The 13,353-nt window shown below is 71.5% G+C and carries 14 protein-coding genes; 4 read left to right on the top strand and 10 right to left on the bottom strand.

Features of this window, described 5'->3' with window-relative positions:
• Positions 1–7 precede the first annotated feature (7 nt).
• From ACLJQF_RS07950 to ACLJQF_RS07935, 4 genes are all read right to left on the bottom strand, one after another.
• Positions 8–1,300, bottom strand: coding sequence for a S8 family serine peptidase (locus ACLJQF_RS07950; protein ID WP_410607569.1), 1,293 nt, complete (start codon positions 1,298–1,300; stop codon positions 8–10).
• A gap of 137 nt (positions 1,301–1,437) precedes the next feature.
• Positions 1,438–2,970, bottom strand: coding sequence for an ATP-dependent DNA ligase (locus tag ACLJQF_RS07945; protein ID WP_410607568.1), 1,533 nt, complete (start codon positions 2,968–2,970; stop codon positions 1,438–1,440).
• 31 nt (positions 2,971–3,001) lie between these two features.
• On the bottom strand, positions 3,002–3,853 hold the full coding sequence (locus tag ACLJQF_RS07940) for a helix-turn-helix domain-containing protein (RefSeq protein WP_410607567.1): 852 nt from the start codon (positions 3,851–3,853) through the stop codon (positions 3,002–3,004).
• Between the two features lie 10 nt (positions 3,854–3,863).
• Complete coding sequence (locus ACLJQF_RS07935; protein ID WP_410607566.1) at positions 3,864–5,261, bottom strand: class II fumarate hydratase; 1,398 nt, start codon at positions 5,259–5,261, stop codon at positions 3,864–3,866.
• Positions 5,262–5,409: 148 nt separating this feature from the next.
• Between ACLJQF_RS07935 and ACLJQF_RS07930 the strand changes: the two genes are divergently transcribed.
• From ACLJQF_RS07930 to ACLJQF_RS07915, 4 genes are all read left to right on the top strand, one after another.
• Entirely contained in the window at positions 5,410–6,084 is a 675-nt protein-coding gene (locus tag ACLJQF_RS07930; RefSeq protein WP_410607565.1) for a lipase family protein, read from the top strand.
• Between the two features lie 6 nt (positions 6,085–6,090).
• A complete protein-coding gene (locus ACLJQF_RS07925; RefSeq protein WP_410607564.1) occupies positions 6,091–6,708 on the top strand; it encodes a lipase family protein in 618 nt (205 codons plus the stop codon).
• A 323-nt stretch (positions 6,709–7,031) separates the two neighbouring features.
• A complete protein-coding gene (locus ACLJQF_RS07920; RefSeq protein ID WP_410607563.1) occupies positions 7,032–7,679 on the top strand; it encodes a TetR/AcrR family transcriptional regulator in 648 nt (215 codons plus the stop codon).
• A 49-nt stretch (positions 7,680–7,728) separates the two neighbouring features.
• Entirely contained in the window at positions 7,729–8,718 is a 990-nt protein-coding gene (locus ACLJQF_RS07915) for an NAD(P)/FAD-dependent oxidoreductase (protein WP_410607562.1), read from the top strand.
• Position 8,719: 1 nt separating this feature from the next.
• Here ACLJQF_RS07915 and ACLJQF_RS07910 read toward each other — a convergent pair whose 3' ends face one another.
• The 6 genes from ACLJQF_RS07910 to ACLJQF_RS07885 form a co-directional block, all read right to left on the bottom strand.
• Positions 8,720–9,469 carry a S1 family peptidase gene (locus tag ACLJQF_RS07910; RefSeq protein ID WP_410607561.1) on the bottom strand — a complete coding sequence of 250 codons (750 nt, stop codon included), beginning with the start codon at positions 9,467–9,469 and terminating at the stop codon, positions 8,720–8,722.
• Between the two features lie 8 nt (positions 9,470–9,477).
• Positions 9,478–10,527 (bottom strand): class II fructose-bisphosphatase, encoded by a 1,050-nt coding sequence (gene glpX / locus ACLJQF_RS07905; protein WP_410607560.1) that lies wholly within the window; start codon positions 10,525–10,527, stop codon positions 9,478–9,480.
• An 85-nt stretch (positions 10,528–10,612) separates the two neighbouring features.
• A complete protein-coding gene (locus ACLJQF_RS07900) occupies positions 10,613–10,843 on the bottom strand; it encodes an exodeoxyribonuclease VII small subunit (protein WP_410607559.1) in 231 nt (76 codons plus the stop codon).
• Positions 10,840–11,244: a hypothetical protein gene (locus tag ACLJQF_RS07895; protein ID WP_410607558.1), complete on the bottom strand. Its 405-nt coding sequence runs from the start codon at positions 11,242–11,244 to the stop codon at positions 10,840–10,842. Before ACLJQF_RS07895 ends, ACLJQF_RS07900 begins: the two co-directional genes overlap by 4 nt.
• Positions 11,241–12,488, bottom strand: coding sequence for an exodeoxyribonuclease VII large subunit (gene xseA, locus ACLJQF_RS07890; protein ID WP_410607557.1), 1,248 nt, complete (start codon positions 12,486–12,488; stop codon positions 11,241–11,243). Before xseA ends, ACLJQF_RS07895 begins: the two co-directional genes overlap by 4 nt.
• Positions 12,485–13,240, bottom strand: coding sequence for a lipid droplet-associated protein (locus ACLJQF_RS07885; RefSeq protein ID WP_410607556.1), 756 nt, complete (start codon positions 13,238–13,240; stop codon positions 12,485–12,487). The genes xseA and ACLJQF_RS07885 overlap by 4 nt, the downstream gene beginning before the upstream one ends.
• Positions 13,241–13,353 lie beyond the last annotated feature (113 nt).

The raw sequence follows: 13,353 nt of genomic DNA, 5'->3' as shown, positions 1-13,353 counted from the left end.
GAGTTCGTCAGCGAAGCGCCTTCACCAAGGCCGGCACGAAGACCGACGCGTCGACCGTGCCCCAGCCGCTGGCGATGTCGAAGCCCTTCGCCGCGGTGAAGCCGACGACGCCGTCCTGGCTGTTGTCGCCTTCGGTGACGTCGACGATGCCCGCCTTCGCACCCGCCGGGCCCAGCTTTTCGTACAGCGCCGGGTTGATCTGGCCGAGCTTGCCGTGCTTGGCCTGCACCGCGAGCGCGAGGACGCCGGCGAACAGCGGCGCGGACTGCGACGTGCCGTGGACGCCTTCCATGCTGATGTCCGGGAACGAGCGCATCCTGCTGCCGGTGATCTTCTTGACGCCGTCCTGCCAGTTCGGCCGCGCATACGTCTTCGAGAGGCCCGCGCCTTCGGAGAAGCCGTTGTCGGCGACGTTCACGACGTCGTCCGGCTTGGTGCGGGCGCCCGTCGCGTCGAGGTGCAGCTGGGTGCCGCCGAGGGTGGTGACCCGCGGGTCGGACGCCGGCCAGCTCGCGACCCGGTACGGGTAGTTGCCCGGGCCGTAGAGGTACCCGCCGGTCGGGCCGTCGTCGCCGGAGGAGGCGACCATCGTGATCCCGGCCTTGCTCGCGCGGTCCAGCGCCGGGTCGAGCGTCTTGATCGAGTCGAACGACGGGAAGTTCTCTTCGGTCGTCCCGAAGCTCATCGAGATGACGTCGACCAGCTTGTGCTCGGTCAGGTAGTCGACCGCGTGCATCATCTCGGGCAGGCCGGTGAAGCCCTGCGTCTCGGCGACCGGCGTCGCCGCGACGATGATCTTCGCGTTCGGCGCCATGGCGTGCATCATCGTGACGTCGAGGTCGGTCTCGCCGCCCCAGCCCTGGCAGGTGGCGGTGTCAACGCCGGGGTCGGTGCAGGCGGGCACCGGCCCGGACGGCTGGAGGATCTCGACGTTCGCCGGCGGCAGGCCGTGGTTCTTCGAGTAGGTGTCGAGCACCTGCTTGACCTTGTCGTCGCCGAAGGACACCAGCGTCGCGACCGTGCTGCCCGCGCCGGTGATGCCGGCGTTCCACAGCTTCGTCGCGCTGTACGCGGTGCTTTCCTTCGGCAGTGACGCCATCGCCGCTTCCAGCTTGGCGACCCGCTTCGGCACGGTGTCCGCGCCGGCGAACGACTGCGCGGCCGCCGAGAAGTGGTGCTTCGACGGCTGGTGCCCGGCAGCCGGCGTGCTCGGCACGGGCGTGGCTCCGGCCGGCGCGGCGAAGGCTGTCGCGAGCAATGTCGTGCCGGCGAGCAACCCCGCTGCAGCGCGCAATCTCATGCTGTTCTCCCGTGACTGGTGGAAACTCCCTCAGCCACTCTGGCGAGAACGACGAGAAGGCAACATCGACTTTCGTCTTTCCTTTTAGGAGGAAAACACCGCCGAAGCGCGGAATGTCGTGATCGGCGCGCCCTCGTTCAGCTCCCTTCCGACCGGTCGCCGTGCAGCAGGCCGCGGACCGTGTCGATCGTGTCGGCGTCTCCCGCTTCCTTGTCCGGGCGGTACCGGACCACGCGGGCGAACCGCAGCGCGAGCCCACCCGGGTAGCGCGTCGAAACCTGCGCGCTGTCCAGCTCGATCTCCACCACGACCTCCGGCCGGACGTACACCGTCCAGTCGTCGCGGTGGGTCTCGATCTCCTGGAACGTCCTCGTCTGCCACGCCAGCAGCTCGTCGGTCATGCCCTTGAACGTCTTGCCCACCATGATCGGCGGACCGCCGTCCGGGTCCCGGGCGCCCAGGTGCAGGTTCGACAACGTGCCGGTGCGCCGGCCGTGGCCCCACTCCGCCGCCAGCACCACCAGGTCGATCGTGTGCACCGGCTTGACCTTCAGCCACGCCCGCCCGCGCCGCCCGGCCGCGTACGGCGAGGCCAGGTCCTTGACCATCACCCCTTCGTGGCCCGCTTCCATCGCCGCCTCCAGCACGGCGGCGGCGCGCGAAGTGCCCACCTCGCCGGGGATCACGTGTGCCCCGGCGACCTTGCGCAGCGCCGCGTTCCGCTCCGACAACGGCGCGTCCAGCAGGTCGACGCCGTCGAGGTGCAGGCAGTCGAAGAAGTACGGCCGCAGCAGCAGCGCCTTGACCTGTTCGTCGCGGGTGCTGCCGAACCGGCTCATGGTGTCCTGGAACGGCCGCGGCCGCCCGGCGTCGGTCAGGGCCAGTGTCTCGCCGTCGAGCACCACCGACTCGCACGGCAGCGCCCGCACGAGCTCGACCAGTTCCTGCACGCTCCCGGTGATTTCGCGCAGCGTCCGCGTCCAGACGTGCACTTCGTCACCCTGCCGGTGCACCTGGATCCGGGCACCGTCCATTTTGTACTCGACGATCGCCTCGGCGTGCTCGGCGATGGCTTCGTCCAGCGACTCCGCCGGCGACGCCAGCATCGGCTTGACCGGCGTGCCGAGGGTGAGCCGGAACTCCGCCAGGGCGGCCTGCCCACCGGTCAGCGCGGCGACGGCGGTGACGCCCAGCTTCCCGGACAACATGAACGCCCGCCGCACGTCCTCGGCCGGCACCTCGGCCGCGGCCGCGATGGCGTCGACCATCACGCCTTCCAGCGCGCCCTGCCGCAGCTCGCCGGTGACCAGCCGGAACAGGAACTGCTGCTCGTCGTCCGTCAGCCGGGTGAACAGCGCGCGCAGGACCTCCTGCCGCCGGGTGTTCGACCCCGTGCCCGCCGCCACGCCCGCGGCCGCCGTCAGCGCCGCGTCCACCTCGAGCACCGGGATCACCGGCTCCGGAGCGGGATCGGCACCAAGAGCGGCCAGGGTGCGCCAGCCCGCACCCAGCCTGTCCTGCGCCGTCTGCCCCGTCAGGTAGGCGACCACCGCGGGCAGCTCGGCGATCTCCGCCGCGCGCAGCACAGCGGCCAGGACGGCGATCTTCGCCTTCCTGGACCTGGTCGCCGCCAGCTCGGCGGACGCGTGGACCAACTCGCTCAGCAACACCCGGACATCATGACCCGGACCACCGACAATTTCAGGACGGCGGCACGTTTGCCCTGGTCAGCGGGGCTTCGGCGATCCAGCTGGCCAGCAGGCGGAGTGCGTGCTCGCTGTCCGATCCCGGCTCGGCGTGGTAGATCACCAGGCCCTGGTCCGGGTCGTCGGGCAGCCGCAGCGTCTCGTACCGCAGCCGCAGCTCGCCGACGACGGGGTTGCGCAGCACCTTCCACCCCTGCGCCTTCTCCCGCACCGCGTGCTCGGCCCACAGCGCGCGGAATTCGGCACTGGCCGCCGAAAGCTCCTCGACGAGCCGGGCGAACTCCGGGTCGCCCGGGTGCCGGCCGCCCTCCGCCCGCAGGTTCGCGACGACCTCGCGGGCGACGGTGTCCCACTCCGGGTAGAACTTCTTCGCCCGGTCGCCGGCGAAGGACAGCTTGGCGATGTTGCGCTCGTCGAGCCGGCCGAAGTCGAAGGCGACCGCGCCGCCGAGGGCGTTCCAGGCCAGCACCTCCAGGTAGCGGCCGAAGACGAACGCGGGTGCCTGGATGGCGTCCAGCAGCTGCTGCAGCTCGGGCCGGACCCGCTGCGGCGCGGGCTTCTCGCGGCTCTTCGGCCCGGCGAGGTTGTGCAGGTAGGACGCTTCACCGGGGTCGAGGCGCAGGGCACGGGCCAGTGCGTCGAGGATCGCGTCCGAGACGTTCTTCGCGCGGCCCTGTTCCAGCCGTGTGTAGTAGTCGACGCTGATCCCGGCCAGCTGCGCCAGTTCCTCGCGGCGCAGGCCCTTGACCCGCCGGTGGGTGACCCCGGGCGGCAGGCCCAGGTCGGCGGGGTCGAGGGCGGCGCGGCGTGCCTTGAGGAAGGCGCCGAGCTCGGCTGCGTCACTCATGCTTCGCGCGTCACTTCCCGCCGCGGGCCATGCGCAGCACGTCGAGAGCCTCGTCGAGCTGCTCCTCGGTGAGCTTTCCGTCCTGCACGTACCCGCGTTCGATGACGACTTCGCGGATCGTCTTCAGCTCCTTCAACGCCTGCTTCGCGACCGCTGCCGCCTCTTCGTAGCCGATGTACTTGTTCAGCGGCGTCACGATCGACGGCGAACCCTCGGCGTAGGTCCGCGTGCGTTCGGTGTTCACCGTGATGCCAGCGAACACCTTGTCCGCCAGCAATCGGGAAACGGCCGCGAGCAACCGCGCCGATTCGAGGACGTTCCGGGCGATCACCGGCAGGTTGACGTTCAGCTGGAAGTTGCCCGCCGCGCCGGCGAACGCGACCGCCGCGTCGTTGCCGATCACCTGCGCGACCACCTGCAGCGTCGCCTCCGGGATCACCGGGTTCACCTTGCCGGGCATGATCGACGAGCCCGGCTGCAGGTCCGGCAGCGCCAGCTCGGCCAGGCCGGTGCGCGGGCCGGATCCCAGCCAGCGCAGGTCGTTGGCGATCTTGTTGAGCGACACGGCGACCGTGCGCAGGTGCCCGGACGTCTCGACCACGCTGTCCTGCGTCGCCTGCGCCTCGAAGTGGTCGCGGGCCTCGGTCAGCGGCAGGCCGGTCACCGTGGCGAGTTCCGCCGCCACGCTGGAGCCGAAGCCGTCCGGGGCGTTCAGGCCCGACCCGACGGCCGTGCCGCCGATCGGCAGCTCGCCCAGCCGCGGCAGGCCCGACTTCAGCCGTTCGACGCCGAAGCGGACCTGCGACGCCCACGCGCCCGCCTCCTGGCCGAGCGTGATCGGCACGGCGTCCATCAGGTGCGTCCGGCCGGACTTGACCACGTCGGCCCACTCGGCGGCGCGGACCTCGATCGCGCCGGCCAGGTACTCCAGCGCCGGGATGACGTCCTTGAGGACGGCCTCGGTCGCGGCGACGTGGATGGTCGTCGGGAAGGTGTCGTTCGACGACTGCGACGCGTTGACGTGGTCGTTCGGGTGCACGTCCTTGCCGAGCGCGCGGGAGGCGAGCGTCGCGATGACCTCGTTCGCGTTCATGTTCGACGACGTGCCCGAGCCGGTCTGGAAGACGTCGATCGGGAAGTGCGCGTCGTGGGCTCCGGTGGCGACCTCGTCGGCGGCGGCCGCGATGGCGTCGGCGACGTCGGCGTCGAGCACCCCCAGCTTGAGGTTGACCCGCGCGGCGGCCGCCTTGAGCAGGCCGAGCGCGCGGATCTGGGCGCGCTCCAGGCCCCGGCCGGAGATGGGGAAGTTCTCCACGGCCCGCTGGGTCTGCGCGCGGTAGAGCGCGTCGGCCGGCACGCGGACCTCGCCCATGGTGTCGTGTTCGATCCGGTATTCCTGATCAGCCATGACACCGATTCTGGCCCTGATCGGCGGCCGGCGCGTGGTGGCGTTGCGCACCCCGTTCACCGGATGGTGTACGCGGCTGTACATCACCCCTACTCGTTGGTAGGTTACGGCGATCCGCGTGATCAGCTTCATGATTCAAAGGGGAGTCATGACCGTTCGCACCGCCGCGTTCGCCGCCGCGCTCGCACTGTCCCTCGCCGCCGCACCGGCCAGTCCGGCCGCCGCCTCGGCCGATTCCTTCTACTCCTACGACGGCAGTGCACCGCTGTCGTCGTACGCGCCCGGGACCGTCCTCAAGACCCGGACCCTGGACTACCACGTCGTCGGGCTCGCGACGCCGGTGCAGGCTGTCCAGTTGCTCTACCGGACCACCGACGCGCAGGGCCGTCCGGCCGCGAACGTCACCTCGGTCGTCCGCAGCATTACCGGCGACCCCACGAAAGCCGTGTCGTACCAGTCGGCCTACGACTCGCTCGACCCCGCGGACGCGCCGTCGCGGGCGATCGCCGGGGACGTCACCCTCGGCGGTCTCCTGCCCAACGGCGAGTCCCTGCTGCTCCTGCCGTCGCTCCTGCTGGGCTACAACGTCGTCGTGCCCGACACCGAAGGCCAGACCGCGAACTTCGCCGCCGGGCCCGAGTACGGCACCAACACCCTCGATTCGATCCGCGCCGTGACCGGCTCGGCCGCGACGGGGATGAGCAGGAGCACGAAGTTCGGGCTCCTCGGCTATTCGGGCGGCGCCATCGCGACCGGCTGGGCGGCCGCACTGGCGCCGGGCTACGCCCCGGACGTCAACGAAAACCTCGTCGGCTTCACTTAAGGCGGCGTGCTCGTCGACCCCGCGCACAACCTGAAGTACGTCGGCGGCAGCCCGGTCTGGTCCGGCGTCATCCCGATGGCGCTGATCGGCGTCGCGCGCGGCTACGGCATCGACTTGCGGCCGTACGCGAGCGAGTACGGGCTGAAGGTGCTCGACGAGCTGGAGCACGCGTCGATCATCACCGCCCTGGGCCGGTACCCGGGCCTGACGTGGCAGAAGATCGCGAAACCCGAGTACGCGAACCCGAACTCGGTGCCGCCGTTCGTCGCGGCGGTGAACAAGGTCAACATCGGGTCCGCGCCGACCCCGTCGGTCCCCGGGTTCATCGCACAGGGCAACGCCGGGTTCCTCGAAGGGACCACGCGCACCCTCCCGGGCATCGGCACCGGCGACGGCGTGATGGTGGCCGGCGACGTGCGGGCGCTCGCCCGCCAGTACTGCGCGACCGGCAACGGCTCGATCGAGTACACGCAGTACGACGCGCTCAGCCACGTCGGCGGCGCGGCGGCGTGGGCACCCTCGGCGATCGCCTGGCTGGCCGACCGGTTCGCCGGGAAGGCGGCGCCGTCGAGCTGCGGGCACATCCCGGCGGGCAACGCGCTCGACCCGGAACAGCCGGCCTGACCGCGGATGCTCGCGGAGGGCCGGGCGAACCGCGAGATCGCGGACAGGCTGGGCGCCCGCTCACGCACGGACGTGGCCCCCCCAAACGCGGCGAAGATTGCAGGTGAGCGGTCTGCCGCGGCTGGTCGTGAGTGGTAATTCGGGTTCTAACCCTATTTTTCACTCACGACCAGCCGCGGCAGGACTGTAAGCCGGCCCCTGGCCCGACTTCGCCGACAGCATCATGTGACGCACCCAATGCCACATTGGGGCGCTTGAGGCGGGGGAGCGTCGGCGGACCGCGGCCGTACCCGGCGGGCCCGCCCGCCGGGTACGGTGCCGCGATGCAGACCCGTCTCCCCAAAGGGCCGCACAGCCTCAGCCGGGAAGAGGTGGCGCAGGCCCAGCGCGCCCGGCTGGTCGAGGCGGTGCTGGCCAACGTCGGCGAACGCGGTTACGCGGCCACGACGGTCGGCCACGTCACGGCGTCCGCGGGGGTCTCCCGCACGTCGTTCTACGAGCAGTTCACCGGCAAGCAGGCCGCGTTCCTGGCCGCCTACCGGTCGGTGACCGGCGAGTTCCTCGACCAGGGCGTCGCCGTGGCGGCCGAGGCGCCGGCCCCGCTCGACGCCGTCACCGCGTGCGGCGACTTCGTCGTCGGCTACGTGCGCCGCCGTCCCGTGGTGGCCCGTGCGGTGCTCCTGGAGATCTACGCCCTCGGCGACGCGGGCCTCGAAGCGCGCGAAGAGATGCTGCGCGCGAGCGAAGCGGTGTTCGACCGGACTGCGGTCTGGCTGCGCACGACCGAGCCGGGATTGCCGCTCCCGCCGCCGTTCACGGCACGCACCGTCGTCGCCGCGACGATCGAGCTGCTCACCCAGGCCATCTGGCTTGCTACCGATGACGCCTACGCCCGCGCCCGCGAAGCCATCCGGCACACCTGGCTGCTCGGGCTGTACGGACACCGGAACATCCCCGCGCAATCCGGCTAGGATCGGCTGTGTTCTCGATCACCGCCATCCACCACTGGCTGGAGCGAGCATGACTGAAGTCCCTGGGGACTCCTACGACCTCGTGATCATCGGCGCGGGCCCGACGGGCCTGTTCGCCGCCTACTACGCCGGGTTCCGCGGCCTCTCGATGGCGGTGGTCGACTCGCTGCCCGAGCCCGGCGGCCAGGTGACCGCGATGTACCCGGAGAAGATGATCTACGACGTCGGCGGGTTCGCCGAGGTCCGCGGCCGCGATCTCGTCGACGGCCTGGTGAAGCAGGCCGCGCCGTTCAAGCCCAGGTACCTGCTGGGGCGCAAGGCCGAGAAGCTGGAAAGCGCCGGCGACGCCGTCGAGCTGACCCTCGACGGCGGCGAGACGCTGCGGGCCCGTGCCGTGCTGGTCACCGCGGGCATCGGCGAGTTCACCCCGCGCCCGCTGCCCGCCGGTGACGGCTGGCTCGGCCGCGGCATGGTCCACTTCGTCCCCTCGCTGCAGGTGCACGCGGGGCAGCACGTCGTGGTCGTCGGCGGCGGCGACTCGGCGTTCGACTGGATCCTCGCCCTGCACCCGGTCGCGGCGAGCGTGACGCTGGTGCACCGGCGCGCGAAGTTCCGCGCCGCCGAGTCGATCGTCCGGCAGGCGCGCGAGCTCGGCACCCGGATCATCACCGACGCGGAGGTCACGCGGTTCGTCGAGGCACCGGACGGCACGCTCGAAGCCGTCGACGTCTCGATCAAGGGCAGCGGTGACGAGCGGCTCCCGGCCAACGCCGTCGTCGCGGCGCTCGGGTTCACCGCCGACCTCGGCCCGATCGAAAGCTGGGGCCTGGAGATCCACCACCGCGCGATCGCGGTCGACTCGACGATGGCGACCGCGCGCGAACGCGTCTACGCCGCGGGCGACGTCGCCGCGTACCCGGGGAAGGTGAAGCTGATCGCGACCGGCTTCGGCGAAGCGGCCACGGCCGTCAACAACATCGCCGTCGCGCTCGACCCGGACGCGCACCTGTTTCCGGGCCACTCGAGCAACGCCGAGTAGGTCAGGCCTTCGTCTTCTCCGCGATCCACGGCGCGTAGGCGACGACGGAGGTGTAGATCGACGGCGCCGACGCGCATTCCGGCTCGTTGTTGCCCGGGCGGCTGGTGACGCCGACGAGCTGCCAGCGGTCGCCGTCTCGCACGATCTCCGGGCCACCGGAGTCGCCGAAGCACGCCCCGGACTTGCCGCCGGGGTTGTCGGTGCACAGCTCGGCCGTGCCGTCGAACACCGACGTGCATTTGGTGCCTTCGACGATCTGCGTGTCGAGTTGCTGCAGCGTCGCCGGGAGCTCGCCGCAGTTGACCTTCGGGCAAGTCTGGCCCCAGCCGAGGATCCGGGTCGCGGTGCCCGGCGACGCGGCCGTCGCGAGCTCGATCGGGGTCGCCGCGGCCGGCGCGGCCAGCCGCAGCAGCGCGATGTCGCCCGCCGGGCTCTGGGTGTTGAACGCCGGGTTCACCACGACCTGGGCGACCTGGGCGGTCTCGCCGCCCGAGCCGACGTCGTTCGTGCCCGCGCGCACCGAGATCGCGGCCGGGGCCTTGTCGAACGCGCAGTGCGCGGCCGTGACCACCCAGGTGGGCGCGATCAGCGCGCCGGCGCAGAACAGCTTGCCCGACGCGGAGTGCAGCGACACCGCGAACGGGTACGGCTGATCGGCGTTCGCGCCCCCGACGATCGCGGGGGCGGCCGCGGCGGTGCCCGGGACCAGGACGGACAGCAAGGCCAGCAGAACCAGCAGTCGCCGGGTCACGGATCTCCTTACGGCAGCGGGGGCACGACGTCGTCGTCGGGCGCGTCCAGGTGGCCGTCGAAGTTGACCGAGGAGTACGCCCGCAGCTTGTTCAGCCGGTGGTAGCCGTCGATCATTCTGACGGTCCCGGACTTGGACCGCATCACGATGGACTGCGTCGTCGCGCCGCCCTCGCGGTAGTGGACGCCGCGCAGCAGGTCGCCGTCGGTGACGCCGGTGGCGCAGAAGAAGACGTTGTCGCCGCGCACGAGGTCGTCGTTGAGCAGCACGCGGTCGAGGTCGTGCCCGGCGGCGAGGGCCTTCTCGCGCTCGGCGTCGTCCTTCGGCCACAGCCGGCCCTGCAGCTCGCCGCCGAGGCACTTCATCGCGCAGGCCGCGATGATGCCCTCGGGGGTGCCGCCGATGCCGATCAGCATGTCGACGCCGGTGGTCGGGCGGGCCGCGGCGATCGCGCCCGCGACGTCGCCGTCGGAGATGAACCGGATCCGCGCGCCGGCCTCGCGGACCTCCTTGATGATCTGCTCGTGCCGCGGGCGGTCGAGGATGCACACGGTGACGTCGCCGACGCTGCTGTGCTTGGCCTTGGCGACCCGGCGGATGTTCTCCGCGATCGGCGCGCCCAGCTCGACCTTGCCCGCCGCCTCCGGGCCGACGGCCAGCTTCTCCATGTAGAACACCGCGGACGGGTCGAACATCGCGCCGCGCTCGGCGACCGCGAGCACGGCGAGGGCGTTCGGCATGCCCTTGGCCATCAGCGTGGTGCCGTCGACCGGGTCGACCGCGACGTCGCAGTCCGGCCCGTCGCCGTTGCCCACCTCTTCGCCGTTGAACAGCATCGGGGCTTCGTCCTTCTCGCCCTCGCCGATCACCACGACCCCGCGCATCGACACCGTCGAGACGAGCTGGCGCATCGCGTCGACGGCCGCGCCGTCCCCGCCGATCTTGTCCCCGCGGCCGACCCAGCGGCCGGCGGCCATCGCGGCGGCTTCGGTGACCCGGACCAGCTCCATCGCGAGGTTGCGGTCGGGCGCTTCACGACGACTGTCTGCGGCGGGCATCTGGGCCTCCCGGATCGTGGAACTGGCGGGCGTTCAGTCTGTCAGATACCCGCCGTGATTCCAGATACCGTCGGCATGGCCTAGCTCACTGCGCGGAGTCGGCTTCTCCGTCTTCCACCGAGGCCAGCGCGGCTTCGATCCGCTCGCGCGCGCCTTCGAGGTGCCGCTCACAGACCTTCGCGAGCTTCTCGCCCTTCTCCCACAACGCGAGCGACTGCTCGAGGGACAGGCCACCGGCCTCGAGCTCGCGGACGACCTCGACGAGGCGGTCGCGAGCCTGCTCGTAGCCGAGTTCCTCGCTGGCTGTTTCACTCACGCTCGGTGTTCTCCGACCTTCCGGGCTGACGGGCTGGCGCTGTTCGCGCACACTACCGCGCTGGCCATCGCGTGGTCGTACCCGACGAACGCCAGTGCGAACTCCTGTCCGTCACCCTCCGCGATCGCCTCTTCGAGGTTTTCCTGTGCCCCGGCCACCCGCCGCCGGTGCCCCGCGCCTTCGGCGAACCACCAGCGCGAGCCGACCTGCATGGACGTCGCCTCGGACAGCCGGCGCAGCTGTGGCCCCAGGTCGCGGCGGGCGGCGGTGCCGCAGCCGGCGAGCAGGGCCGTCCAGCACTCGGCGGCAGCCAGGTCGGTGCGCATCGCCTGGTCCAGCAGCGGATGTGCGCCGAGCTTCCTGGCCGCGTCCACGGTGAGCGGGAGGAACGTCACCTTCACTCCTGCTCTCCTTCCGCCACCGCCTTGAGAGCGCCGTCACCCACGCGCACACGCAGCTGGGCACCGGCCTCGACTTCGGAGACGGAGCGGAGTACCTGGAGGTTGCCTTCGGCATCGACGAACTGCACCACCGCGTACCCGCGGGCCAGCGTCGCCGCCGGGCCGAGCGCGGTGAGCCGGGCCCGCGCGTTCGCGACCTCGGCCTGGTCCTTGGCGAGCAGGCTCAGCATGGCGCGGCGGGCGCGTTCGCGGTGGACGTCGACGTCGTCCTGCCGCCGCTGGACCGGGCCCAGCGGGTCGGCCAGCGCCGGGCGGCTCCGGATCTGGTTGAGCAGCCGCGCCTGGGTGTCGACCCAGCCGTGCAGCGCCCGGCGTCCACGATCGCGCATCTGCCGGACCCGCTCGGTCTCCTCACGCAGGTCCGGGACGATGCGCTTGCCGGCGTCGGTGGGGGTGGAACAGCGCAGGTCGGCGACGTAGTCGAGCAGCGGGGTGTCCGGTTCGTGCCCGATGGCGCTGACCACCGGTGTACCCGCGGCCGACACGGCGCGGCAGAGCGCCTCGTCGGAGAACGGCAGCAGGTCCTCGACGCTGCCGCCGCCGCGGGCGACGACGATGACGTCGATCTCGGGGTCGGCGTCGAAGATCCGCAGCGCGCGCATGACCTGCGGCACCGCTTGCGAGCCCTGCACGGCCGTGTTGAGCACCTTGATCCGGACGTGCGGCCACCGCCCCTGCGCATTGGCCAGGACGTCCCGCTCGGCCGCCGACGCCCGGCCGGTGATCAGCCCGACGCCCTTCGGCAGGAACGGGATGGGCCGCTTGCGCTGGGCCGAGAAGAGCCCTTCGGCGGTCAGGAGCTTCTTGAGGCGTTCGATCCGGGCCAGCAGCTCACCGACGCCGACGGCGCGGATCTGGTCGGCGCGCAGGCTGATCGTGCCGCGGCCGAAGAAGTACGACGGCTTCGCGTGCACGACGACGCTCGCACCCTCCCGCAGCGGCGGCTCCATCTCGCGGATCAGCCAGTTCGGGCAGGTGACGGACATCGAGACGTCCGCCGAAGGGTCACGCAGGGTCAGGAACGCCGTCTGCGTGTTCGGGCGCGAGCTGACCTGGGTGACCTGGCCCTCGACCCAGACGGCGCCGAGCCGGTGGATCCAGTCGCCGATCTTGCGCGCGACGGTCCGGACCGGCCACGGCGATTCCGCGGTGCTCGTGGGGGCTTGGGCGGACTCGGTGCTCACCGGCCTGCCGCGCCGCCGTCTTCGTCCTCGTCCTCGTTCGCCCGTTCCGCCTTGCGGGCGTTGGCGATCCGGCGGGACAGCATGCCGGTGAACGACGAGCGGTCGGCGTGGGCGCGTTCGTACTCGAGGATGGTCTCGAGCTGGTCGATCGAGAATTGGCGCAGCCGGGCCCGCAGCTGGGGGAGGGTGAGCTGGTCGTAGCCGGTCAGCCCGGCCGGTCCCTCGTACCCGGCGGCGCTGGTCCGGGGCGTCTCGCTCTTGGTCTTCTTGTCGACCTTGGGCGTGCCGGGCTTGGGCTTCTTCGGCGGCTCGGGTTCGGTGGCTTCGCTGTCGTGCTCGCCGTCGGCGTGGTCCTCGGCGAGCGCGCGTTCCTCGTCGGCCCACGGATCGCCGAGCTCGGCTTCGAGCTCGGCCGCCGACGGCACGCGGCCGTTGATCTCCGTGCGCGGCTCGGGCACTTCGGCGACCGGGGTGAGGTTCGGCCGCGCGGGCGGGACGTCGCCCAGCTCGGCGTCCTCGTCGAAGGTCGCCCAGCTCGGCGTGTCCTCGACCGGACGCAGGCTCGACAGGGCGTTGTCGCCCTTGATCGCCAGCTCGGTGACGTGCTGCTGCACCCGCATGGAGGCTTGCAGCACCTGGCTGACCACGGTCACCGGGAGCCCGGCCAGCTGCCGGGGAAGTTCGCGAACCCGCTCGGCGGTGGAGACGGCGAGGCCCGCGGCGACCCGGAGGGGGAGCGGGAAAGGCTTCATGGGTCCAGCCTGCCGCATGACTGCCCCTCCTGCCCAACCGGAAGGGTGCAGCGCGTGACGTCCGGCACAGCCCGGTCGAGGGACGAAGCTCACCCGAACGGGACTTCGAGGTC

This window comes from Amycolatopsis sp. lyj-109 (genome assembly GCF_046548995.1).
In the GTDB taxonomy this organism is placed as follows: domain Bacteria; phylum Actinomycetota; class Actinomycetes; order Mycobacteriales; family Pseudonocardiaceae; genus Amycolatopsis.
This window is presented reverse-complemented; position numbering and strand designations above follow the sequence as displayed.

Bases quoted from the DNA above. Each gene is read 5' to 3' on its own strand.
- ACLJQF_RS07950 (WP_410607569.1), bottom strand. From the start codon at position 1,300: ATGAGATTGCGCGCTGCAGCGGGGTTGCTCGCCGGCACGACATTGCTC.
- ACLJQF_RS07940 (WP_410607567.1), bottom strand. From the start codon at position 3,853: ATGAGTGACGCAGCCGAGCTCGGCGCCTTCCTCAAGGCACGCCGCGCC.
- ACLJQF_RS07935 (WP_410607566.1), bottom strand. From the start codon at position 5,261: ATGGCTGATCAGGAATACCGGATCGAACACGACACCATGGGCGAGGTC.
- ACLJQF_RS07930 (WP_410607565.1), top strand. From the start codon at position 5,410: ATGACCGTTCGCACCGCCGCGTTCGCCGCCGCGCTCGCACTGTCCCTC.
- ACLJQF_RS07920 (WP_410607563.1), top strand. From the start codon at position 7,032: ATGCAGACCCGTCTCCCCAAAGGGCCGCACAGCCTCAGCCGGGAAGAG.
- ACLJQF_RS07915 (WP_410607562.1), top strand. From the start codon at position 7,729: ATGACTGAAGTCCCTGGGGACTCCTACGACCTCGTGATCATCGGCGCG.
- glpX (WP_410607560.1), bottom strand. From the start codon at position 10,527: ATGCCCGCCGCAGACAGTCGTCGTGAAGCGCCCGACCGCAACCTCGCG.
- ACLJQF_RS07885 (WP_410607556.1), bottom strand. From the start codon at position 13,240: ATGAAGCCTTTCCCGCTCCCCCTCCGGGTCGCCGCGGGCCTCGCCGTC.